Source organism: Paenibacillus sp. UNC451MF, assembly GCF_000686845.1.
Classification (GTDB): Bacteria; Bacillota; Bacilli; order Paenibacillales; family NBRC-103111; genus Paenibacillus_S.
In genome coordinates this window covers 360,167-383,518 of the sequence record NZ_JMLS01000002.1, presented here as the reverse complement: position 1 = coordinate 383,518, position 23,352 = coordinate 360,167, and the positions used below count along the sequence as shown (strand labels likewise).

General features: G+C 46.9%; 19 protein-coding genes. 12 read left to right on the top strand and 7 right to left on the bottom strand.

The features are described 5' to 3' along the window. The first annotated feature begins 95 nt into the window (after nt 1–95). The 6 genes from citZ to BP97_RS0104840 all read left to right on the top strand — a co-directional run bounded on the left by citZ (nt 96) and on the right by BP97_RS0104840 (nt 8,263). Nucleotides 96–1,211, top strand: coding sequence for a citrate synthase (gene citZ, locus BP97_RS0104865; RefSeq protein ID WP_028548084.1), 1,116 nt, complete (start codon nt 96–98; stop codon nt 1,209–1,211). A gap of 145 nt (nt 1,212–1,356) precedes the next feature. Then, nucleotides 1,357–2,655, top strand: a complete 1,299-nt coding sequence (icd, locus tag BP97_RS0104860) for an NADP-dependent isocitrate dehydrogenase (RefSeq protein ID WP_028548083.1) — start codon at nt 1,357–1,359, stop codon at nt 2,653–2,655. Between the two features lie 240 nt (nt 2,656–2,895). Then, the gene (gene mdh, locus BP97_RS0104855; RefSeq protein ID WP_028548082.1) at nt 2,896–3,837 is read left to right on the top strand and encodes a malate dehydrogenase; all 942 of its coding nucleotides are present in this window, start codon (nt 2,896–2,898) and stop codon (nt 3,835–3,837) included. Nucleotides 3,838–4,060: 223 nt separating this feature from the next. Then, nucleotides 4,061–4,654: a TetR/AcrR family transcriptional regulator gene (locus tag BP97_RS0104850; RefSeq protein ID WP_028548081.1), complete on the top strand. Its 594-nt coding sequence runs from the start codon at nt 4,061–4,063 to the stop codon at nt 4,652–4,654. Further along, on the top strand, nt 4,651–7,740 hold the full coding sequence (locus BP97_RS0104845; protein ID WP_028548080.1) for an efflux RND transporter permease subunit: 3,090 nt from the start codon (nt 4,651–4,653) through the stop codon (nt 7,738–7,740). Before BP97_RS0104850 ends, BP97_RS0104845 begins: the two co-directional genes overlap by 4 nt. 97 nt (nt 7,741–7,837) lie before the next feature. Further along, a complete protein-coding gene (locus tag BP97_RS0104840) occupies nt 7,838–8,263 on the top strand; it encodes a hypothetical protein (RefSeq protein WP_028548079.1) in 426 nt (141 codons plus the stop codon). Nucleotides 8,264–8,348: 85 nt separating this feature from the next. On the opposite strand, the gene BP97_RS38670 is transcribed toward BP97_RS0104840, so the two are convergent. From BP97_RS38670 to BP97_RS35325, 3 genes are all read right to left on the bottom strand, one after another. Next, on the bottom strand, nt 8,349–9,170 hold the full coding sequence (locus tag BP97_RS38670) for a MerR family transcriptional regulator (RefSeq protein WP_051620367.1): 822 nt from the start codon (nt 9,168–9,170) through the stop codon (nt 8,349–8,351). A 96-nt stretch (nt 9,171–9,266) separates the two neighbouring features. Next, entirely contained in the window at nt 9,267–9,860 is a 594-nt protein-coding gene (yfbR, locus tag BP97_RS0104830) for a 5'-deoxynucleotidase (RefSeq protein ID WP_028548078.1), read from the bottom strand. 22 nt (nt 9,861–9,882) lie between these two features. Further along, on the bottom strand, nt 9,883–11,043 hold the full coding sequence (locus BP97_RS35325; RefSeq protein WP_051620366.1) for a polysaccharide deacetylase family protein: 1,161 nt from the start codon (nt 11,041–11,043) through the stop codon (nt 9,883–9,885). 265 nt (nt 11,044–11,308) lie between these two features. On the opposite strand from BP97_RS35325, the gene BP97_RS0104820 reads away from it, so the two are divergent. From BP97_RS0104820 to BP97_RS0104800, 5 genes are all read left to right on the top strand, one after another. Beyond that, nucleotides 11,309–12,841, top strand: coding sequence for a fumarate hydratase (locus BP97_RS0104820; protein WP_028548077.1), 1,533 nt, complete (start codon nt 11,309–11,311; stop codon nt 12,839–12,841). 1 nt (nt 12,842) lies between these two features. Then, the gene (locus BP97_RS0104815; RefSeq protein WP_028548076.1) at nt 12,843–13,838 is read left to right on the top strand and encodes a bile acid:sodium symporter family protein; all 996 of its coding nucleotides are present in this window, start codon (nt 12,843–12,845) and stop codon (nt 13,836–13,838) included. 132 nt (nt 13,839–13,970) lie between these two features. Further along, nucleotides 13,971–15,764 carry a two-component system histidine kinase PnpS gene (gene pnpS / locus BP97_RS0104810; RefSeq protein ID WP_028548075.1) on the top strand — a complete coding sequence of 598 codons (1,794 nt, stop codon included), beginning with the start codon at nt 13,971–13,973 and terminating at the stop codon, nt 15,762–15,764. A gap of 175 nt (nt 15,765–15,939) precedes the next feature. Continuing rightward, nucleotides 15,940–16,659: a response regulator transcription factor gene (locus BP97_RS0104805; RefSeq protein WP_028548074.1), complete on the top strand. Its 720-nt coding sequence runs from the start codon at nt 15,940–15,942 to the stop codon at nt 16,657–16,659. Between the two features lie 258 nt (nt 16,660–16,917). Next, the gene (locus BP97_RS0104800) at nt 16,918–18,000 is read left to right on the top strand and encodes a Gfo/Idh/MocA family protein (protein WP_028548073.1); all 1,083 of its coding nucleotides are present in this window, start codon (nt 16,918–16,920) and stop codon (nt 17,998–18,000) included. Between the two features lie 91 nt (nt 18,001–18,091). On the opposite strand, the gene BP97_RS0104795 is transcribed toward BP97_RS0104800, so the two are convergent. Continuing rightward, on the bottom strand, nt 18,092–19,111 hold the full coding sequence (locus tag BP97_RS0104795; RefSeq protein WP_028548072.1) for a cytochrome d ubiquinol oxidase subunit II: 1,020 nt from the start codon (nt 19,109–19,111) through the stop codon (nt 18,092–18,094). Then, nucleotides 19,108–20,463 carry a cytochrome ubiquinol oxidase subunit I gene (locus BP97_RS0104790; protein WP_028548071.1) on the bottom strand — a complete coding sequence of 452 codons (1,356 nt, stop codon included), beginning with the start codon at nt 20,461–20,463 and terminating at the stop codon, nt 19,108–19,110. Before BP97_RS0104790 ends, BP97_RS0104795 begins: the two co-directional genes overlap by 4 nt. A 110-nt stretch (nt 20,464–20,573) precedes the next feature. Here BP97_RS0104790 and BP97_RS35320 point away from each other — a divergent pair, with 110 nt between their 5' ends. Further along, nucleotides 20,574–20,720 carry a hypothetical protein gene (locus tag BP97_RS35320; protein WP_156043142.1) on the top strand — a complete coding sequence of 49 codons (147 nt, stop codon included), beginning with the start codon at nt 20,574–20,576 and terminating at the stop codon, nt 20,718–20,720. Between the two features lie 173 nt (nt 20,721–20,893). Here BP97_RS35320 and BP97_RS0104780 read toward each other — a convergent pair whose 3' ends face one another. Further along, nucleotides 20,894–21,610 carry a response regulator gene (locus tag BP97_RS0104780; protein ID WP_028548070.1) on the bottom strand — a complete coding sequence of 239 codons (717 nt, stop codon included), beginning with the start codon at nt 21,608–21,610 and terminating at the stop codon, nt 20,894–20,896. Then, nucleotides 21,607–23,214: an ATP-binding protein gene (locus BP97_RS0104775; RefSeq protein WP_028548069.1), complete on the bottom strand. Its 1,608-nt coding sequence runs from the start codon at nt 23,212–23,214 to the stop codon at nt 21,607–21,609. The genes BP97_RS0104780 and BP97_RS0104775 overlap by 4 nt, the downstream gene beginning before the upstream one ends. Between the last annotated feature and the right edge of the window lie 138 nt (nt 23,215–23,352).

Sequence of the window (23,352 nt, the reverse complement as noted above, 5' to 3'; positions counted from 1 at the left end):
ACCCCTATTACGGGGAGCTTCGGGCATGTTTTTTTCAGAACCATGATATATGGTATAGTAACTATATGAATTCGATCGTAAAGGAGAGATTTACTTTGACAGCTACAAAAGGATTAGAAGGAATTGTTGCTACTACGTCCTCCATCAGCTCCATTATTGACGGTGTTCTCACTTACCGTGGGATTGATATTGACGATTTGGCTGAAAACGCTACTTTTGAAGAGGTTGTGTATTTGCTTTGGTACGGCAAATTGCCTAACCGTTCTGAATTGGCTCAATTGTTGAAAGACCTGAATACTTATGCTCCGATTCCTAGCCAAGTTATCGAGCAAATCAAACTGTATCCAAAAGATACAAACTCCATGGCTGCTCTTCGTTCAGCGGTATCCTGTCTGGCTCTTTATGATAAAGAAGCTAACGACATGTCGCCAGAAGCAAACCTTCGCAAAGCGATTAAATTGCAAGCGCAAATTCCTACTATTATTGCTGCATTTGCTCGCATTCGTGAAGGCAAAGAGCCTATCGCTCCTAAGAGCGACGCTACTTCTATCGCACAAAACTTCCTTTACATGCTGATCGGCAAAGAGCCGGATAAAGTGGCAATCGAAGCTTTGGATAAAGCGCTTGTTCTTCATGCAGACCATGAGCTGAACGCTTCTACTTTCGCAGCACGTGTTACCGTAGCTACCTTGTCCGATATTTACTCCGGTGTTACATCGGCTATCGGCGCTTTGAAAGGACCTCTTCACGGTGGTGCGAACGAAGCAGTTATGGCGATGCTGGAAGAAGTAGGCTCCTTCGAAAATGTGGAGAGCTACATCAACAACAAGCTTGAAAACAAAGAAAAAATCATGGGCTTTGGTCACCGCGTTTATAAAAACGGCGATCCACGTGCTAAGCACTTGCAAAAAATGTCCCAGGAGCTTGGTAAAATTACAGGCAATATGAACTGGTACAACATGTCTATCAAAATGGAAGAGATGGTTACCGGACAAAAAGGTTTGAAGCCAAATGTTGACTTCTACTCCGCTTCCGTGTACACTTCCTTGGAAATCCCGCGTGACTTGTTTACGCCGATCTTCGCGATCAGCCGTGCATCTGGATGGACAGCTCACATTCTGGAGCAATATGAGAACAATCGCTTGATTCGTCCTCGTGCAGAATACACCGGTCTTTCTAACCAAAAGTATATTCCGATTGAAAATCGTTAATCGATTGTCAATAAAGATTATTTAAGCAAGCAACGGGTTGCTGCAGTGCGCTTGTCACATTCCCTTGAGGAGTAGGGGCAAGCGCTGCGGCTCCCGTTCAATTTTGTGTTTTTTTACCACCATTTTAAGGAGGCAAACAAAGAACATGGCTCAATTCGAAAACTACGCACTACCAACAGAGGGCGAAAAAATCTCTATTGTTAACGGTAAACTGAACGTTCCTAACAACCCTATTATTCCTTTCATCGAAGGTGACGGAACAGGTCCAGACATCTGGGCAGCTTCCAAACGCGTGCTTGACGCAGCTGTAGAAAAAGCATACAAAGGCGAAAAGAAAATCGCTTGGTACGAAGTATTTGCCGGCGAAAAAGCTTTTAATAAATACAACAACTGGTTGCCTGCCGATACATTGACAGCAATCCGCGAATATATCGTTGCTATTAAAGGACCTTTGACAACTCCAGTTGGCGGCGGTATCCGCTCCCTGAACGTTGCTCTTCGTCAAGAGCTTGACTTGTACGTTTGCTCTCGTCCGGTTCGTTACTTCAACGGCGTTCCGTCCCCGGTTAAACGTCCTGAGTTGGTTGACATGGTTATTTTCCGTGAAAATACAGAAGATATCTATGCAGGTATTGAGTGGGAAGCAGGCTCTGCTGAAGTTAAAAAAGTGCTTGAATTCTTGCAAAATGAAATGGGTGTTAAGAAAATCCGTTTCCCTGAAACTTCCGGTATCGGCGTAAAACCTGTATCCTCCGAAGGATCCAAACGTTTGGTTCGCTCCGCTATTGAATATGCGATTGAGCATAACCGCAAAACGGTTACCTTGGTACATAAAGGTAACATCATGAAATATACCGAAGGTGCCTTCAAAAACTGGGGCTATGAATTGGCTGAGCAAGAGTTCGGCGACAAAACCTTCACTTGGGCACAATACGACAGAATCAAAGCAGAACAAGGTACGGACGCTGCTAACCAAGCACAAAAAGATGCTGAAGCTGCTGGCAAAATCATTGTAAAAGATGCTATCGCCGACATCGCTTTGCAACAAGTATTGACTCGTCCTACTGACTTCGACGTTATCGCTACATTGAACCTGAACGGCGACTACTTGTCTGATGCTTTGGCAGCACAAGTTGGCGGTATCGGTATCGCTCCTGGAGCTAACATTAACTATGTAACAGGACATGCTATCTTCGAAGCTACTCATGGTACAGCTCCGAAATATGCTGGTTTGGATGTAGTTAACCCAGGTTCCGTTATCTTGTCCGGCGTTATGATGCTTGAGCACTTGGGCTGGCAAGAAGCAGCTGACCTTATCTACAAAGGCATGGAAACAGCTATCAACAACAAAACCGTTACTTATGACTTCGCTCGTTTGATGGAAGGCGCAACCGAAGTTAAATGCTCCGAGTTCGCTAACCAAATCATCGCTCACATGGCTTAATATTGACCTCCTAGTCATCCTTCTCCAAGGAGGAGGACCACAGGGTTACGCCCCCTGGACGACGAAAGTTGTCTTGGGAGCAGCAGAAATACTATAATGAATATATGTGCAAGGAACGCGTCTGTCGCGGGGGCTTGAGCTAATGCCAAGCATCTCGCGGCACGCTTTCGTTTTGTGGGTTCATGCGTGGCAGCAACATGTTTAACTAACCACCAATTAAACTTGTAGGAGGCTATTCAAATGGGAATCAAACGTAAAAAGATTACTGTTGTAGGCGCTGGTTTCACTGGTGCTACTACTGCCTTGATGCTTGCTCAAAAAGAACTTGGTGACGTTGTATTGCTGGATATCGCACCTTTGGAAAACCCTACTAAAGGTAAAGCATTGGACATGATGGAAGCTTCTCCAGTTCAAGGCTTTGATAGCAACATCGTGGGTACAGCTAGCTATGAAGATGCAGCTGGTTCCGATATCGTTATCATCACTGCAGGTATCGCGCGCAAACCTGGTATGAGCCGTGATGATCTCGTTAACACAAACGCAGGTATCGTAAGATCCGTTTGCGAAAACGTAAAACAACATTGCCCAGATTCCATCGTTATCATCTTGAGCAACCCGGTTGATGCTATGACTTACGTAGCATTCCAAGCTTTGGGCTTCCCTAAATCCCGCGTAATCGGCCAATCCGGCGTACTGGATACAGCTCGTTATTGCACATTTATCGCTCAAGAGTTGAACGTTTCTGTTGAAGACGTTCGCGGTTTCGTACTGGGCGGCCATGGCGACGACATGGTTCCGTTGGTTCGTTACTCCAACGTTGGCGGTATTCCTATCGAGAAGCTGATCCCAGCTGACCGTATTGAAGCTATCGTACAACGTACTCGTACAGGCGGCGGCGAGATCGTTAACCTGTTGGGTAACGGCAGCGCGTACTACGCACCTGCAGCTTCCTTGGTTCAAATGACGGAAGCTATCATCAAAGACAAAAAACGCATTATTCCTTCCATCGCACTGCTTCAAGGAGAGTATGGCTACGACAACCTTTTCATGGGTGTACCTACTTTGCTTGGCGGCGAAGGTATTGAGAAAATTTTCGAATTGGAATTGCTTCCAGAAGAAAAAGCAGCTCTGGACAAATCCGCTCAATCCGTTCGGAACGTAATTAAAGTAGTTACTGGCTAATTGGCCGACGGATATATAGGTACCATCCAAAAACCAGCTGGGGCTTGTCCCGGGCTGGTTATTTTATTTCTCAGGGTAGCGGTATACTCTATAAACGGAGTTCATTATCGCTGACTTTCCTAATATGGACACCGTTGCATAGACTGGATAATGATGTTAATATAATAATGACTGACTCATCAGTCATTATTTTTTTGTTCTATATTTATAAGGGGGATTGAGTGTGGCGGAGGACAAGAAGAAGAATATGATCGATGCCGCTCTGAAGCTATTTGAGGACCAGGGCTATCATCAGACCAAGGTTTCGGATATTGTTCGAGAAGCAGGTGTAGCTCAAGGGACGTTTTATTTATATTTTCAAGGTAAAGAGGATCTGTTCCGGGGCATAGCGGAATCTTGCTTGGATGAAATATCTGCTGCGCTCAAGCATGGTCCGGAACAATCCTGCCAAGATGATGGAGTCTATTACTGGATGATCCATCGGGCATTAACGGTCTATTATCATAACCGCACGATTCTTCAGATTATGTACCGCAATGGAGTCGCTTCTCAGGAAATTAAAGACATATCAGACGCATTTTATCATGAAATGATGTTAATTATTAAAGAGCATCTGAAGGAATTATCCATATTCCCTCAATACACAGAAGAGCAATTGGAAATCGCGGCGTACTCCAAAATTGGTATGGTGGAGATGGTCGCTTATCAATGGTTTGTCGTCAAGCAATTTGGTCCGGACTATATTAATGCCATCGCGGAAGTGATCGTACAAATGGACTGCCCGCCGGGGTCCAAGATGGAAGTGAGAGTTGAATGATCGCTAAGCTGATTCAATACCGCAAGGTGACGCTGCTGTTTTTCATAATGGCTGTCTTGATGGGTATTGTGAATATAGGTACTTTGAAGCAGCGTGAGAATCCAGAGATTGACCTTACGGTTGCACTCGTAAAGACGGTGTATCCCGGAGCGTCCCCTGAGAAAGTGGAGCAATTCGTTACGCGCCCCTTAGAAGAAAAGATTAAGGAAATGAGCGATATTTCCATTCTTAGTTCAAATTCTATGGCTAACGTATCCATAATTAACGTGGAGGTTAAGGCGGATACGGACATTAAGCGCGCTTGGGACACGCTGAAGCAGAAGGTACAGTCCGCCGAGAGCGAGCTGCCCGCTGAAGCTCATAAGCCTGAAGTGAATGATGACTTAAGCAAAATCGCCGAGCAGATATTGCATTTTACTGTGGAAACTTCCGATCAGCTGGAAGGGCTGCGTCCGACGATGGAGAATTGGAAGAAGCAGTTGGCTACCATAAGCGGTGTAAGCAATGTGGATATCGTAGGCTTGCCTGACCAGGAAGTAGCCGTGGTGTTGGATACCGAGAAGTTGGATACGTTTCGTCTGCCTTGGGGCATTGTGGCTCAAGCTCTCATGAACGGTCATGACCGTGTCCCTCTAGGCACGGTGAATAAGGACAGCAAATCGTATTACGTCAATTTGAGCGGGGAATGGAAAACGGCTGAAGATATTGCCAATACAGAGCTGCTTGGACTTCCCAATGGTAAGACGTTGAAGGTGAAGGATGTAGCCGAGGTCAAGCAGCGTCCGAAGAAAACCGAGGTCAGCGTGCTTCATAATGGGAAGCCGACCTTGGATATTGTCATTAACGCAGAGAAGGGCGCCGACATTCCGGCTCTTCAGAAGCGAATCGACAGCAAAGTAGCCGAGCTGACACCGCAGCTTCCTGCGCATGTGAAACTAAGCTCGTTGTTTACGCAAAAAGAAAGCTTGGATCATTTATTTAAAGAGCTGGGAAGAGAGCTATTAATCGGTATTGCCGTAGTTATTGCCGTCTGTTCCCTTGGCTTGACCTTCGGGACTTCATTGATCGTCGCACTTGCGATCCCGATATCCATCACAGTTGGTTTCATTCCTGTAGAAGCGCTAGGGATTGATCTCAATCAGATTACGATCGTTGCCATCGTTATAGTGCTTGGAATACTGGTCGACGATGCGATCGTGGTCAATGATAACATCCAAAGACGTCTCCAATTAGGGGATAGTCCTGCCAAAGCTTCCTTGGAGGGCAGCCGTGATGTAGCAATTTCTATTCTTACGGCAACCATAGCAACTGCAGCAGCTTTTATGCCGCTGTTCTTCTTAAAGGGGAATATCGGAAGCTTCATCCGTCCTCTGCCAGTTGTTATAACACTGACCTTAGCGGCCTCTATGGCTATGTCGCTGACGATTATTCCTATATTCCGTCAGTGGGTCGGAGAACGGATATTGAAGAAAGGGAAGACATTACATACTGGAAACTCGGCGCCAGGGCTGTTAGGAAAGCCGATTCAGAAGCTAAGCAATTTGTATGGGAAGCAGATATACCGGTTTTTGAAACGACCTTTATTAACAGGTCTTGTGGCCCTGTTGGTCGGAACGAGCAGCTTTGGACTGCTGCCTTTGCTTGGTGTGCAATATTTTCCACCGGCGGAGAAAGACGAAATGCTCATTGACTTCAAGCTGCCGACTGGAAGGGTATTCGCGGAGACGGAATTTACGCTCGCTAAAGCGGCGGAATGGATGCAGAAGCAGCAAGGCGTTGTATTCGTAACGGCGTACTCAGGCAGCTCGACACCAAGGTTCTACTATTCAGAATCCGATATGTCTGGAACCGAGCTCGGGCAACTGTTCGTGAAAATTGATCCGAAAGTGATCCGTACCAAGGAAGTTATTACTGTCTGGAGGCAGCAGCTGAAATCGATGTTCCCGGAAGATGTTGAAATTACGCCGCGTGAGCTCGAGCAGGGACCTCCGGTGGGCGCCCCTATTGCGGTAAGAATTAGTGGTGATGATCTGGATCAGCTGCGGCAGCTATCAGAAGACGTAAAGGGCATGCTGAGCCGAATTCCAGGTACGGTGAGCATATCGGATGATGTAGGAATCGATATGAACACCATTGAAATTCAGGCGGATCCTGATAAGCTCCGATTGTTCGGCGTAAGCGACAAGGACTTGTCCCAAACGCTCCGAATAGCAACGGAAGGTTTGAAAATTACGACGCTTCAGCAGGGCAAAGAGCTGTTGGACGTATCCCTCTACTCTAAGGAACGGACTGCCAATCCGGTGGATACGATGGGTAAAATGTATGTACCTACCCAAAACGGAGGTACAGTGACGGTACGTGAGCTGGGTAACATTCAAAGCAGTAAAATGATGAAGCAAATTCATCACCGCAATCAGACTCGGACGATCATTGTTCGCAGCTATGCGCAGGATAGGCTCCCTGACGAAATCGTTAAGGATTTAAATTCGGAGATGAGCCAGTATAAAATGCCTACTGGGTATACTGTGGAATTCGGCGGTGAGAACGAAGAGCGGAATGACGCTTTTGCCTCCATTGGTAAGCTGTCTATTATCGTTGTATTGCTTATTTATATTATTATGGTCATGCAGTTCTCTTCCTTATCGATTCCGATCCTCATCTTATCAACGGTCTATTTGGCTGCAGGTGGCGCCGTCATCGGATTATTCCTATCCAATTCGCCTATCGGCTTTATGGCCTTAATGGGCTTGGTCAGCTTAGCGGGAATCGTGGTTCGTAACGGCATCATTCTTATCGAGTTTATCGAGCAGGCTAGAGAGCAAGGACTGCCTCTATATGAAGCAGTAGCGGAAGCAGGAAAGGCAAGATTAAGACCGATTCTCCTCACAATGGCGACGGCTATCGGAGGCTTGCTGCCGATGACGATTATGGGAGGCAATCTGTGGCGTCCGATGGGGATCACCATAATATCCGGGCTGATTTACTCCACATTACTGACCTTGATAGTGGTACCTTCGTTGTTCGTTATCCTGGCACAATGGCGTGACAAACGGGCTGTAAAAAAAGGCATTTCCGTTCACAATTAACTGTCAAATCGCTCAAAAAAAGCTGCCAAGATTTGCTTACATCTGAAGAAATCAGTTATAATTAAAAGGATTAAACTAAGCAGATGGGGGCATCCAAATGATACAAGTGTTCGTATATTTACATGTGCTATCCGCTATTCTTATGGGGATATATCTCATGCTTCCGTTTCTATCCATGCGGATTCAAGCATTATCCGGTTCTGCGCAGTTCGGCTTCCTAAACGTACTGTTCGCAGCGAATCGTGCTGGTCAGTTGGCACTCGTAATCGGATTATTGTCAGGGGGCTATTTGGTCAGCAAGCAGCATTACAGCGTTCTGTGGATGGTACTGGCTGTCGTGTTATTCTTAGCTCTGGGTGCGTTAACTGGAGTGCTGGGGAGCGCAATGCGCAAAGCACTGGCAGACCCTTCGGGCAGCAAAATCAAAGACCACATTGGTAAAATTAAGTCGGTTAGCGTGATTACGGGTATTATTTTCTTTGTTCTAGTGACATTGATGAAATTCCCTTTCTACGCGAGCTAGGATAAGAACAGCAAAAGCTCAAAGGTCGCACTAAGGCCTTTGAGCTTTTTTGCCATTTGGTGATAGTTTTGTTCAATGACTCCTGTTATCCATTAGTCCTGTTGTTCTTGTAATAGAAGGTCATCGCTTGCTTCAAAAAGGCGACCTCAGCATCAGGAATATGGTAGGCTTGCGCTTTCTGTCCTTCAGGCAGCGACTGGAAGCTGGACCACGTGTTCTTCATCCCAGCCTTGATGGCCGGATCTCCGCCCGAGAACCGTTGGTTCATGAAGTCCAATAATGCCGCCATCTTTTGTGAGTCCTCGCCGGAAGGGTCTGCTGCCATGGAAGTCAACCGACGAAGCTCTTGTCGGAACATAGCATAGTCCTGCTGTCTTCGCTGCAAGTCCTCCTCGCTCCATTTGCGTTCCCTGATCTTATTCAAGGCTTCATCGGAGTAAGCGTTTTTTACGAGCTCCTTCATACTGGAAGCTTGCTCGGCAGTCAAATGCTTCTGCAGCGATTCGTTTATAGGTTCCATTTGTAAAGCTAGGATCACTTTGATAACACCTTGCATATCAGTGGGATTAGCTTGTAAGAAGGCTTCCGTATTCTCCATCACTCCAATGATCATATCAAGCTGCTGCCTCTTAGTTATCATCATTGCTTTTTGTTGAGCGAGCATCTCCGGGAGGTGTTTCGGTCCTGTTTGCAATAATATATGAATTTCATTCAGTGAAAAACCGAGAAATTTCAGGCCGATAATGTACTGTAACCGGCTCAGGTCCGAATCCGTGTATTGACGGAAGCCCGAGCTGTTAAAATGCGTAGGAGTCAGCAGCCCTTTTTTGTCATAATACCGAAGAGTTCTTATCGACACTCCGGCTTTTCTCGCAAACTGGCTAATTGAATACAAAGTTGAATCCAAGCCTGTCCCTCCTTTCTACAAGCAGTATAAAAGATGACACTGCGTCACACGCAAGCAAAAAAAGCTTAGGGCAGGTGTCCCCCAAGCTTTTGCGTATTATTCTTCCGATAACTCATCGAGCGTTTTCTCCAAGCTCGGAGCCATATGCTTCAAGAAATATTCCATTTCCGGCATGTTCAATTCTTGAATGGAATGCTCGATTTGCTTCTTGGCGCTTCCGAACTCCTTATTGCCTGCAGACAGCTCGGTTACGCATTTCAAGTATGCGTCCAGCAAGTCCGCTGCCTTTACATAGCGCTTAAGCTCGGGATCCATTCCACCGGATTTGGTATCAATTAATGGCTCATAGACCGGTTTTAGCTTCGGAGGTATCATGTCCAGCAAACGCTCGGCCGCCATCTGCTCAATGTCTCGGAAATTAGATAATATTTTGGGATTATGATGCTTCACCGGCGTCGGAATATCCCCGGTGAACACTTCTGTAGCATCGTGAAATAATGCCATACTAACGATACGGTCCGTTGGTATGTTTCGGTTGAACTCCTCGTTGGCAATGGTGCAGAGCACATGGGTAAGCAATGCAACATGAAACGAATGCTCGGCTACGTTCTCCTTGACAACATTGCGCATGAGACTCCAACGTTCAATGTAGCGCAAACGATACATATAAGCGAAAAAATGACTGTCCATCCAACTCATCCTATCCTGTTTACTACTTTATCACTGGCGTCTGCCGAGCGGAAAAGCTTTGTACAGTAGGATTATACACGATTTGCGCTCCGATGACAGTTTCCAAATCTTTTAGTGTAATAAAAATTTGATTGTTCTTCATCCATAACGCCTTCTGAAGCGTCACGGGCTTGGCTGTATTGTTTGCACTGGTAGGCACGGTAATCTTCTGGCTGTTCACCGTTCCTGTCCATTGATTAGTTTTATATTGTAAGGTTATGGTGCTGCCGCTTACGGTAGCTTTGCCTCCCAACTGAGCCATCGTTTCAATAATAGGCACCTCATCGGTTGGCGGTTTGAGAGCTACAATGCTTCGATTAATGGAATTATGAAGTCCCTCGGGTGTAATCGCGCTGTTCCCGGCGTTAATGCGCGGAATTTTCATCAAGTCGACATCTCTTGTAGCCATTTCCGGAATAATCGTGAATGCGTACTTAATTCCACCCTGGCGAATATATTCGATAGCTTTGTCATCATAGAAGCCGTACGGATAAGCTAAAGTATCGGGCGGCTCCGTATCTAACTCGCTTAGTTTGGTTACGCAAGTCTGGGTATCCTTTATGACGCGCTGCTTGTATTCTTCTTCCGTTTCTTTCTTGCCGTTAGTGACCATTCTTCCGATCAATGCGGCGGAACCGTCGGGAAGCTTATGGTGAAAATCGTCCGTATGACATTGGGCGTCGATGAAATTCGTATCGCTAGTCATTTCGGAAATTTCATCCTGAGATAGCGAAGGGATATAGCTCGCTAACGGATTCTCCAAATCTTTAGTAATGACGAAATTGACGGCGGGGATCCGCATGCTTTTTAAGATAGGGTAAGCGTTAACATAGAAGCTCTCATAGCCGTCGTCGAACGTGACCAATACGGCATTGTTTGGGACGGAGGCACCCTTCATGAATTCTTTGAATTGGTTCAAAGTAATGAACTGATACCCTTTATTTTTTAAAAAGGTCAGCTGATCCTGAAACAGCCTGGTGGTAATAGTGCCGAAGCTTTTGGCATCGTCATCCACATGATGATACATAATGACTGCAACCTGGTCTTTATATAGGACATTAGTCTTGGCTGCTTGTAGGGACGGAATGACAAGGCAAAGCCCGATAATACTTAGGGTAACGGCCCTGATGACGAGTTTCCTCATAGCTGTGCGGCTCCTTATTTGCGTAGTCATAAGTTCCTAATTTACGTGTAATAAGTATTCTATGATCAGGTGTAAAATCCTGCTGTAAGGTTAGAAATCTAAATAAAACTTTAAGGGAGCCGACTTTATAGAGGAAAAGGGGGCGTGAAGCCTTACAGCCACTGCATTTCGCGGTTTTTGAAGCTGGCGGAATGTGCTATTATATACTTATGCATAAATGTATACACAATTGAGTAGGGCCTAATTTGGAAAGGGGATTATATTCATGCAGCATTTTCAAGACAGCGTTTATAAATTGATTGTCGAGACATCGACCAATCTTCCGGCAGACGTTCGATTGGCGATTCAATCGGCACAGGAGCGCGAGGATGCGGGAACGCGTTCGGCCATTTCTTTATCTACTATTGCTAATAACATCGATATGGCGGAATGCAACGTATCTCCAATCTGTCAAGACACGGGGATGCCGACCTTCATCGTACATTGTCCTGTAGGCGCTAACCAGATTGTCATGAAAAAGCAAATTCTAGAAGCTGTCGCTCAAGCGACTAAAGATAGCAAGCTGCGTTCGAATTCCGTAGATTCGTTAACCGGTTCCAACACGGGGGATAACCTGGGGCCAGGTACACCCGTCGTTCATTTTGAACAATGGGAAAAAGATGATGTAGAAGTTAAACTGATTCTCAAAGGTGGCGGCTGTGAGAATAAAAATATTCAATACAGTCTTCCGACAGAGCTTGAAGGGCTCGGCAAAGCAGGTCGCGACTTGGATGGTATCCGCAAATGTATCTTGCACGCGGTATATCAAGCACAAGGTCAAGGATGCAGCGCGGGCTTTATTGGCGTGGGCATCGGTGGTGACCGGACAAGCGGGTATGAGCTGGCTAAGCACCAATTGTTCCGTCGTGTAGATGATGTGAATCCGATTGAAGATCTTCGCAAGCTGGAAGACTATGTTATGGAGAATGCAAATACATTGGGAATCGGTACTATGGGCTTCGGTGGCCAAGTATCGCTGCTCGGCTGTAAGGTGGGCGTGATGAACCGTTTGCCAGCGAGCTTCTTCGTATCCGTTGCGTATAACTGCTGGGCTTTCCGCAGACAAGGCGTTCTGCTTGATTCGAACAGCGGCGACATCAAAGAATGGGTATATCCGAACGGCGACACCGTGTCGATGAAGAAGGAAGCGGAAGCGACTGAGGAAACTTCCGAGCGTCGTGAAGTCGTATTGCAAACTCCGGTTACTGAAGAGCAAATCCGTCAGCTTCGTGTAGGTGATGTTGTTATCATTAACGGACCTATGTATACCGGCCGTGATGCGCTGCACAAATATTTGATGGATCACGATGCTCCAGTTGACCTGAACGGTGCGGCAATTTATCACTGTGGTCCGGTTATGGCGAAGGACGAAGCGGGCGAATGGCACGTGAAAGCGGCTGGTCCTACAACAAGCAGTCGTGAAGAGCCGTACCAAGGCACAATCATTAAAAAATTCGGCATTCGCATGGTTATTGGTAAAGGCGGAATGGGCGCCAAAACATTGGCTGCTCTGCAGGAGCATGGCGGGGTCTATTTGAACGCTATTGGCGGCGCCGCTCAATATTACGCTCAATGCTTCAAGAAGGTCAACGGGGTAGACTTCTTGGAATTCGGTACTCCTGAAGCGATGTGGCATCTTCAAACGGAAGGCTTTGCCGCAATCGTAACGATGGATTCTCATGGGAACAGTCTGCATGCCGAAGTAGACAAAAACTCTTTGGAGAAGCTCTCCAAGCTTAAAGAGACGGTTTTCGCTTAGGATGAAGCCATTTGGATTAAGGCTTAATGCCATTATAGAAAAATACTTATCTCTTATTGTCCCAGTATCTTTGATACTTGGGTTTCTTTTTTCTTCACATCTGAACGGATTGACGGCATGGGCACCCTACCTGTTTGCCTACTTAACGTTTGTGATGGCTACAGGCTGCAGCTGGAATCAGATCAAGCAAGCTTTTCGGATGCCCATTCCGATGCTGCTCATTTTTACGGCTGCACATATTATTGCACCTATCGTATCGTATGCGATAGGTAGTGCTTTTTTCGGTCCCCATTCGCCTTATGTGGTTGGATTCGTGTTATTCACGGTCATTCCTCTTGGTGTATCGTCGGTGATCTGGATCGGACTGTCAAAAGGAAGTGTTCCGTTAGCGCTGTCTATGATCGTTATTGATTCAGCGTTAAGCCCTTTTGTCATTCCTTTTGAGGTATCCGTGTTCTTCGGAGCGGAGGTTGATTTTGACCATATCAAGGTCATGATGGATCTAATCAAAATCATAGTCGTGCCAACAGTATTGGGCGTTATTGTCAATGAACTGTCGCGGCAACGATTCAAGGAATGGTCGGCACCATTCTGTGCTCCAAGCTCTAAGGTGGCCATGGTGACCGTAGTTGCGATCAATGCTGCCGCCATTCAGCCTTACGTAATTAAAATGAAGCAGGATATGATCGTTGTCATTCCATTGGTTGTTGTGATGGTTATCTTCTGCTATTTGATAGGGTTTGCGTCCATGTTCGTGATGAAGCGGCATGATATCGTCGTGACCGTTGCTTATTCTTCAGGGATGCGCAACATCTCACTAGGTCTGGTATTGGCGCTTGCCTACTTCGAGCCGCTGACGGCGGTGCCTGTCGTGCTCTCGATTCTTATACAGCAGCCCTTTGCAACATTGAACTATTGGTGCTTAAAAAAATATGAGAAGTCCCGTCTTTACAAAAAATTAACTGGAATTCCTTCTGCTGAACCGCTACGCTATTGACTATACTGTCTATTAGGAAATAATAAGGGATAGCGGAGGAGCCTGCCGCTTGTTTTCTATCATTATGAAACTCATTCTTGTCCTCAAGAAAGATGGGGTTAACGTGGTATATGGCTTCAAACGGAGGGAATTATGCAGAAATTTCGGGTTCGTCTCACTTTGATTTTTATAATCCTGATAGGTGCTTCCATGCTGGCCGCAGGGCTGTTCATGTCGCGGATGTTAAAGGAGTCTCATATAGAAGCTCTGAAAACAAATATGGAGAGAGAGCTTAAAGTTATTCTGTTCACGCTGGAGTGGAAGCAGGACGGTACGGAGAGCGAACAGCTGCACTACTTTACGGACTTGGCCAACCAGCTGAAGCATTCCGCTGACGCCCGTGTGACGTATATTCGCTCCGATGGCAAAGTGCTCGGCGACTCTGACTTCAATCCGCAAGAAATGGAGAATCACTTGACGCGAAAAGAGGTTGCTGAAGCTGCCAAGACCGGAGAATTCGGATCGGACATGCGGTACAGCACAACGATTCAACGCAATATGCTGTATGCGGTAGTTCCAGTTAAGGACGGCTCAACGATTAAGGGCTTTGTTCGATTGGCGATGAGTCTTGAGGATGTAGAAGCTTCAATCATGAAGGTATGGTATGGCGTACTTGTAGGCCTGCTGGCAGTATTCATCATTGCCGCCTTGATCAGCTATAGGGTTGCTTATGGGCTGACGCGTCCAATTGAAATGATAACGAGAGTTGCAAATCAGATTACGAACATGAATTACAAGGCGCGTGTTCATTTGCGCAAAAAGGATGAAGTTGGCCAACTGGGTCAAGCGATCAATCAGATGGCGGATAGCCTGCAGCTGCAGATGAACCGGATTCTTGAAGATGAGAGCCGATTGAAGACCGTTCTGGAAAATATGATCAGCGGTGTTGTGATGATTGACCGCGACGGGAAAATCGTGCTGCTTAACCGTTCCGCTGAAGACATCCTAGGATTCTCTGTACAGGAGCTGCTGGGTAAAAAATTCAATGAAGCGAAGCAGCAGTACGAGTTCACCCAACTGATTCAAGAATGTATCGATTCTCGGGAGTTGATCCGGGATGAGATGATTTTCTACTATCCTTCGGAGCGAATATTGGAAATTAACCTCATTCCTATCTCTCTCAACGATGAGGAATGGGCTGGCGTATTAATCGTTCTTCACGATATTACGGCCGTGCGCCGCTTGGAGCGGATGCGCAGCGAATTCGTCGCCAACGTGTCCCACGAGCTCAAAACACCAATAGCTGCGGTTAAAGGCTTTGCCGAGACACTGCTTGCGGGGGCTTTGAATGATAAGGAGACGGCACGTTCCTTTTTGCAGATCATTTTTGATGAAAGTGAAAGGCTGAACCGGCTGATCGGGGATATTCTAGAGCTTTCTAAGATCGAATCCAAAAGGATACCGCTTCAGTTCTCCCCTGTGCATATGCATACGTTCGTCGGTAATTGTCTACATGTTATGGACTCGGAAGCTAAGAAGAAATCCATTTCCCTGGATATGCAGGTGGATGAAGATATGTATATTGAGGCGGACGAGGATCGGTTGCGGCAAATATTGATCAACCTTCTGTCCAACGGCATCAACTATACTCCCGAAGGTGGCAAGGTAAAGGTCAAGGTAGAGCCATTGGATGCTATAGGTGATGATTATGAACGGATTGTTATGACGATTTCCGATACAGGGATGGGGATTCCTAAAAAGGACCTGCCGCGCATCTTTGAGCGGTTTTACCGTGTCGATAAAGCTAGGTCACGAAGCTCAGGCGGTACCGGATTGGGGCTGTCCATCGTCAAGCATCTGGTGGAGCTCCACAAAGGGACTATACGCGTGGAAAGCGAAGTGGGGATGGGGACCAAGTTTATGATTGAGCTGCCAGTGATTCATTAATGCTAGGATTGGCCAAACAGCATGCTGCAAAACCTTATGGAACTCAAAGCTCCATAAGGTTTTGTTGTGCGGCAAAATGTAACATTTACATTAAATTAATAATCTCTTTACATTTTGCCAACAAAACCATGCTATGATAAGCTTGTCGTATTAGAAACTAAAACGGGGGATTCCCATGACGCAAAAAATTTTAGTTATTGAAGATGAGCCTACATTAGCAAGACTGCTATCTTATAATCTTTCGCAAGACGGTTACGAAACGAAGGTGGTCGATAATGGCAGTGAAGGGCTGCAGACAGCACTCCAGCACGCTTTTGATTTGATCATTTTAGATATTATGCTTCCCGGGTTGAATGGGTTTGAAATTTTATCAAGACTTCGCCAGAAGGGAAATAAAACGCCTGTAATTATTTTGACGGCCCGCAATGCCGAGGAAGAAGTCGTTCAAGGCTTGAAATACGGAGCTGATGACTATATTACAAAGCCATTCGGTGTAGCGGAGCTGCTGGCAAGAGTATCGGCGGTACTGCGAAGAACGATGTCTGAGGATCAACTGCAGGATAAGAACACGACCGGAGAGAAAGTCATAAACGCAGGAGATTTATATATTTATCCGGAAAAATATGAAGTCATGCTGAACGGTGAATCAATTCCGCTGAGACCCAAGGAGTTCGAGGTTCTTCTCTATCTGGTGCAGAGGCCTGGGGTTGTCGTTACTCGGGATGACCTGATGAATATCGTATGGGGCTTCGACTATATCGGCGGACAACGTACGGTGGACGTACATGTAAGCTCGCTGCGCAAAAAGCTGGAGATGAATCAGCAAAGCGTGCAAATCGAATCCATTCGTGGAGTCGGCTACAAGCTCGTCACTTCCTCCGGGAAAAAAGCATAAACAAAACAAGCAGAAGCGAACCTGTGCAGGGTAGACGCTTCTTTTTTGTATTCAGCTTCCATTTCCCGGGAAATTCCTGTCGATTCGTGACGACTGGATAAAGAGGGGAGGCTTGGGAATTTATCTTTATTTCATGGCAAAATCGGATATAATATCAGCCAGATTAGAAATATCTTTTCGAGGCATTCTTCACTATACTATGGCTTAGTAAGAAGCAGTTCCATACAAAGGACGCTTACCCAAGGAGGATGATTAAGAATGTCTAGAACGTTTAGAATAGGAATTATTGGTTGCGGCGGTATCGCCAAAGGAAAGCATATGCCGGCTTTGAAAAATCAAGCTAACGTAGAAATGGTCGCTTTTTGCGATATTGTATTGGAAAAGGCCCATAAGGCTGCTGCTAATTTCGGTGCTCCCGATGCGAAAGTATATGAGGACTATAGAGAGCTGTTGAATGATAGCTCTATCGATATTGTACATGTGTGTACGCCTAATGACTCTCATGCGGAAATCTCGATTGCTTCGCTTGAATCGGACAAGCATGTGATGTGTGAAAAGCCAATGGCTAAAACAGCTGCCGATGCACGTAGGATGGTAGAAGCGGCAAAACGTACCGGCAAAAAGCTGACGATTGGCTACCAGAACCGGTTCCGTTCGGACAGCCAATATTTGAAGCAGCTGTGCTCTGACGGAGAGCTCGGAGAGATTTATTATGCGAAGGCTCATGCGATACGCCGCCGTGCCGTACCGACATGGGGCGTGTTCTTGGATGAAGAAAAGCAGGGTGGAGGTCCGCTGATCGATATCGGGACGCATGCTTTGGATCTTACGCTGTGGATGATGGACAATTACAAACCGAAAGCTGTGCTGGGCACTGCGTTTCATAAGCTGTCCCATAAGAAGAATGCCGCTAATGCCTGGGGATCGTGGGATCCGGAGAAATTTACGGTCGAAGATTCCGCATTTGGGATGATTACGATGGAGAATGGTGCGACCATCGTACTGGAATCGAGCTGGGCGATCAACATGCTGCAAACGGGCGAGGCCAAGACAACACTTTGCGGTACCGAAGGCGGAGCCGATATGCAGGACGGGCTGCGCATTAACGGAGAGAAGCATAGCCGTTTGTTCATGAATCAAATCCAGCTGGATGCCAAAGGCGTCGATTTCTATGACGGGAAAAAAGAAAGCCCGGCTGATCTGGAAATGCGCTTGTGGCTTGAAGCTGTAGAGCAGGATAAAGAGCCAATCGTTACGCCGGAGCAGGCATGTGTTGTTTCGGAGATTTTAGAAGCCATTTACGAATCATCTAAGACGGGTAAAGCTGTGTATTTCGACTAAATGCTCCGCCGCATAGCATGAAGAAGCCCGAGTTCCTTCCGTTGGAAGACGCTCGGGCTTTTTTAGCATATCTATGTTGGGCTGTAGCTCGTCACTTGCCTGACTTGCCTTGAACATAGGCGGCATTGAACAAAAACAGTCTCATCAACAGGTAAAGCGATGGGATAAGGAGCAGCAGACCTGCGATAAAGGCAATGATCAGAGCAATTCCCATTTCCGGGCTCGTCACGCTCTCATGTATCGAGATGAAAGGATACAGAATATACGGCAAATGCGCAGCTCCATAGCCGAAGAAGGCAAAAGCAAACTGCAGCATAACCAGGATGAAAGCTAACCCAAGTCTTTGTCGCTTCCAAATGAAATAGGTTGCGAACAAGAAGCACACCAGTGATAGCACGAACATCCAGGCGTAGTGAAGCATGTTCTCAAAGTGCCATGGATTATGCCGGTATATTGCGAAGAAGACGAGCAGGCTGGCCAGAATGGTTGGAGCACTCCAACCGATAGCGAAGCCGCGCAGCACCTCCATCGCTTTGTAATCCTTGGCTTTGTTCGCGTAGTATGTCAGGAACGCAGCAGAAATGAACAGGATGCTGACTAGCGACAGTATAACGACTGACCAGGCGTAAGCACTGGTGAACAGCTTTCCATAAAGAAGCACGACTTGCCCGTCCTGCTCTTGAATAAACCCTCCCTCTGAAAGAGTTAATACGATAGAGAGTGAAGCGGGAATGAACAAACCGCTGCTCCCGTAGAGCAGCAAATAGAAGCTGTTGTCCTTGGAGCCGTAATTGCTGAAGGCGTAATACGAGCCGCGGATAGCCAGCAGGATGATCGCAATGCTGCCAGGCAGGAGCAGTGCAGTACCTAAGTAATAAGCGGTATCGGGGAAGAAGCCGACGATTCCTACCATGAAGAAGATGAGAAATACATTTGTTACCTCCCACACGGGAGACAAGTAACGCTCGATGATGCCGTGGACGAGATGCTTCCTGCCCGTTATCATGCTGTAATAGCTGAAAAAGCCTGCACCGAAATCAATCGAGGCAACGATCAAATATCCGTATAGGAATATCCAAAGTACGGTGATTCCGATAATTTCAATGTTCATTGAGCTTCGCCTCCTTCGATACCGCGGCCGGTTAATTCCAGCTCGGCTGAGTTACTCTTGAACATTTTGCGGAGAACGGCCCACACGGTGAATCCCAGAACGATGTAAAGAAGAGCGAAAAGCAGCAGCATCCAGTCCACATTACCGGATGTGGTAGCTCCTTCGGCGGTTCGCATGTAACCGCGTAATATCCAAGGCTGTCGACCTACTTCGGCTAGTATCCATCCGCATTCAATTGCAAGCATAGCAAGGGGACCGGCTGCTACAATACATCGCAGCAGCCATCGTGGCAGCTCACGTCCCTCGGAGCGGCGTGCTTTTCGTGCGAACAGGATGTACGCTAAGCAAAGAACGATTAGCAAACTCCCTATAGAAACCATCATATCAAACAGATAGTGGATATATAGCGGTGGACGTTCATCCGGAGGAATATCGTTCAATCCGGTCACAACGGCACTCGGCTTGCCAAAGGCGAGAATACTAAGGGCGAACGGCAGCTTAAGCCCATAATGGATTTCATGATTTTCATTGAGAAATCCACCGAGTACAAGCGGTGCTTGTGCGCTTGTTTCGAAGTGCCATTCCGCAGCTGCGAGCTTCTCCGGTTGATATTCGGCAAGGAATTTACCGGACATATCTCCGATCACAGCGGTAAGCAGAGAGAATACAAGTCCGGCCAGCATCGTCAGCTTCAATGCTTTCTTATAATAAGCATGCTTCTTGCCGGCCAGCAGGGATACAGCGGCAATAGCGGCCAACAGGAAGGCACTGGTCATGTAAGCGGAGGACAGCACATGCGCTGTCTTGGTTGGAGTTGCCGGATTGAACATAGCGACCCACGGGTCGATATCGATGATCGTCCGTCCCTCCAGCTTGAAGCCTTGGGGCGTATTCATAAATGCGTTCACCACGGTAATAAAAAAAGCGGACAAGGAGGATCCGATAATTACCGGGATGGAAATTGCGAAATGGACCCATGGATTGCGGAAACGATCCCAAGTATATAAATAAATGCCTAGAAAAATAGCTTCGAAGAAAAAAGCGAAGGTTTCCATGAACAATGGCAATGCGATAGCTTGACCGGCAATTTGCATGAAGCTTGGCCATAGCAGGTTCAATTGCATTCCAATGGAAGTTCCGGTCACAACACCAACAGCAACCGTAATAACGAAGCCACGGCCCCAGCGGCGTGCTAGTAAAATATAATGCGGGTCCTTCAGCTTGATCCCGAGAAACTCCGCGATGGCAATCATCACAGGCACACCCACACCGATGGTGGCAAACAGGATGTGGAAACCCAGGGTAAGCCCTGTTAATATGCGGCTGTACACCGCCGGATCGTAGGACATCATCTTCGATCAGCTCCTTATGTAGGTAGGATATGGGTTTATTCTTAACCTTTTCCCTTATTGTTAGTATAAAATATGTATGTGATTTAATTCACATAATTTGTGGTGAAACGATGAAGAAAGGGTTACGAAATGATGAAGTCAAGCGCGGAAGCGGAAGCAAATCCGCTGACGCCATCGCCCGCGGATTGCGGCGACACGTTCTTCCTGTCCGCGTGCCTCGTGACCGCGGGTGTCGCACTGTCGCTCCTTCTGCGTAAACTGAAGCAGCAGGAAGAAGACGGAACCGCAGGCGCGGCCAATCCGACCCGGCGATGATGATGGGCCACTAATTGCGAATCGCATCCGATGCGCTCGTATGCAAATAGCCTTGGCCGTTAGTCGGCCAAGGCTATTTTTACAATGAGCTCTGGATTTAATATGAGGCGTCGCTTTATTTCTTCTGTCGATACACCCGCTCGGGCCGACCAACGACTCCGTAGGAGAGATCGGCGTATACTCCGCCAAGACTGACCAAATGCTCCAGATAGCGCCGTCCTGTGGAGCGGCTGACGCCGATCATTTTGGCAATTTGATCAGCTGTCAGGCCGTCAGGTGCGCGCGAGATGGTTTGGGTCACTTTGACCAGCGTCAGCTTATCGATCCCCTTGGGTAGAAAGGAGGTATCCGGCCCGGATTCCTTCTTCGTGGACCCCGATAGCAGCCGGTCGACATCACTTTGGCTGATGGTTCCGTTCTCGTTCAACCGATTCAGCTCGCGGTGAAAGTCGAGATAGCGGATTAACGTCTCCTGCAGCCTATCAAAGATAAGCGGCTTCATAATGTAATCGAAAGCGCCGCTGCGTACAGCTTCACGGATCGCGTCAACTTCTTTGGCAGCAGTAATCATCACGACATCGGTATCCCGGTAGTGCTGCCTAATATATTGTAAAATATCGAGTCCATTAGAGCCGGGCAAGTAGATGTCCAGCAGAACAAGATGAGGCCGCAATATGTCCAATTGCTCCATGGCCTGTGATTCATCGGTCGCAATGCCGACCACTTGGAATCCTTCTACCTTCTCTATGAATCGCCGATTGATTTCGGCGATCCGAATATCATCCTCTATAACCAGCACTTCAACAGTCGGTATTTGGCATTGAACCGTCATTGCAATTCCCCCTTTTGCCCGAGATCGGTTTTCTTCGGAATCGCTACAGTAAATATGGTGCCACCGATAGGATTTCTATGAAATGTAATGTAGCCGTTCAGCTTGCCTACTGCATGGAGCACGAGGGAGAGACCGATTCCGCGATGCTGTCCCTGCTTGGTGGAATAGCCTTTCTCGAATACGGCGTTCGCTATCTCCTCTGGAATGCCTATCCCATTATCCTCGCATTCAATGATGAGGTCTTCTCCCAGATCCGTCATAAACAGCTTGACTTGCTTCTCTGATTTATCTTCAGCTAGAACCGCTTCCATGGCGTTGTCGATTAAATTCCCGATGATAGTAACAAGCAGATTGCGGTCTGCCTGCTCAGGGATATCTTGAAAAGAGCTTTCAGGGTCAATCTCGAAGGACAACTTCAACTCCTGAGCATGATTGTATTTGCCGATCAGGAGTCCGCCGATCATTGGATCTGGAATTTCTCGCATAATGAACTGCACGAAATTTTGATGAACATCTACTTCCCGTGAAATAAGCTCAACGGCTTCCTGATAAGATTCAAGCTGAATCAAACCGGAGATGACGTATAACTTATTGGAAAATTCATGCGTCTGCGCCCGAAGCGCATCGGCAAATCGTTTCACTTGAGACAATTCCTCGGCCAGACGGTACAGCTCCGACTTGCTGCGAAAGCTCGATACGGCACCCGTAACCTGAGAGTTCACGTCGATAATAGGTACGCGGTTGACGACAACATCATGATCGCCAATTAACATTTCACGGTCCACTTCGGCCTTGCCGGTACGGACGATCTCATGAAGCCGGGTATTAGGAATAACCTCTTCAATATGCTTGCCGGCAATGTTGGCATTCTCGGGCAGCTCCAGGAGCTGCAAAGCATACCGGTTGGCGAGAGTAACTATGCCTTTGCGATTTACAGCAATAATGCCTTCGCGAATCGATTCGAGAATGGCCTGCTTCTCGGTATATAGAGCGCCGATTTCTTCAGGCTCCAGGCCATGAATGGAACGCCGCACGCTTCTTGCAATAAGTATCGCTCCGGCGATACCGACGGCAAGAACGATCATTGATATCCATTCCACTCTTAATTGATATATATCGTTGATGTGATCGATATCCTCTGTCAGAAAGCCGACGGATACAATTCCTATTACGTAACCGTTTTCATCATAGACGGGAGCTTTTCCTCGCAAAGAGGGACCTAAAGAACCGATAGCTTTGGAAATGATGGATTGGCCTTCGAGAACGGGACCATTGTCTCCACCGACCATCTCTTTGCCTATTCGATCAGTTACAGGATGAGAGTAACGGATTCCTTCACGATTGCCAACAACGATGTATTCGGCATCGATTTTTTCGCGAATTGTCTCGACAATGGGTTGAATGATATCCGATGGATTGGGCTCATGAAAAGCCCGGCGAATTTCAGGCATGAGCGCTATCGTTTCAGCAACCTTAAGCGCCCGGTTACCAATCTGATCTTCAAATACAGAAGTCGTTATATAGTAGAAAATGCCCCCAAGGCTGACAATAACTAAAGCGAGAAGCGAGCAGATAATAAGAATGAGCTTGGTTTGAAGCCGCATGAAACCGGACACCCCGCTTTTATAGAGTTGTGTAGGGCAATGCTGTGAAAGGGTGATTTTTTACTTATTTATTGTATCATAAAGCGCTCTCATTTTGAGGAAATCAGGCCTCAGGATGCCATGAACAATATGAACAAA

Excerpts from the sequence above, each read along its gene's own strand:
- BP97_RS0104845 (WP_028548080.1), top strand. The coding sequence starts at position 4,651 with ATGATCGCTAAGCTGATTCAATACCGCAAGGTGACGCTGCTGTTTTTC.
- icd (WP_028548083.1), top strand. The coding sequence starts at position 1,357 with ATGGCTCAATTCGAAAACTACGCACTACCAACAGAGGGCGAAAAAATC.
- BP97_RS0104840 (WP_028548079.1), top strand. The coding sequence starts at position 7,838 with ATGATACAAGTGTTCGTATATTTACATGTGCTATCCGCTATTCTTATG.
- BP97_RS0104815 (WP_028548076.1), top strand. The coding sequence starts at position 12,843 with ATGAAGCCATTTGGATTAAGGCTTAATGCCATTATAGAAAAATACTTA.
- mdh (WP_028548082.1), top strand. The coding sequence starts at position 2,896 with ATGGGAATCAAACGTAAAAAGATTACTGTTGTAGGCGCTGGTTTCACT.
- BP97_RS0104775 (WP_028548069.1), bottom strand. The coding sequence starts at position 23,214 with ATGCGGCTTCAAACCAAGCTCATTCTTATTATCTGCTCGCTTCTCGCT.
- BP97_RS35320 (WP_156043142.1), top strand. The coding sequence starts at position 20,574 with ATGAAGAAAGGGTTACGAAATGATGAAGTCAAGCGCGGAAGCGGAAGC.
- BP97_RS0104820 (WP_028548077.1), top strand. The coding sequence starts at position 11,309 with ATGCAGCATTTTCAAGACAGCGTTTATAAATTGATTGTCGAGACATCG.
- BP97_RS0104800 (WP_028548073.1), top strand. The coding sequence starts at position 16,918 with ATGTCTAGAACGTTTAGAATAGGAATTATTGGTTGCGGCGGTATCGCC.
- pnpS (WP_028548075.1), top strand. The coding sequence starts at position 13,971 with ATGCAGAAATTTCGGGTTCGTCTCACTTTGATTTTTATAATCCTGATA.
- BP97_RS0104790 (WP_028548071.1), bottom strand. The coding sequence starts at position 20,463 with ATGATGTCCTACGATCCGGCGGTGTACAGCCGCATATTAACAGGGCTT.
- BP97_RS0104795 (WP_028548072.1), bottom strand. The coding sequence starts at position 19,111 with ATGAACATTGAAATTATCGGAATCACCGTACTTTGGATATTCCTATAC.
- BP97_RS0104780 (WP_028548070.1), bottom strand. The coding sequence starts at position 21,610 with ATGACGGTTCAATGCCAAATACCGACTGTTGAAGTGCTGGTTATAGAG.
- BP97_RS0104805 (WP_028548074.1), top strand. The coding sequence starts at position 15,940 with ATGACGCAAAAAATTTTAGTTATTGAAGATGAGCCTACATTAGCAAGA.
- BP97_RS35325 (WP_051620366.1), bottom strand. The coding sequence starts at position 11,043 with ATGAGGAAACTCGTCATCAGGGCCGTTACCCTAAGTATTATCGGGCTT.
- yfbR (WP_028548078.1), bottom strand. The coding sequence starts at position 9,860 with ATGGACAGTCATTTTTTCGCTTATATGTATCGTTTGCGCTACATTGAA.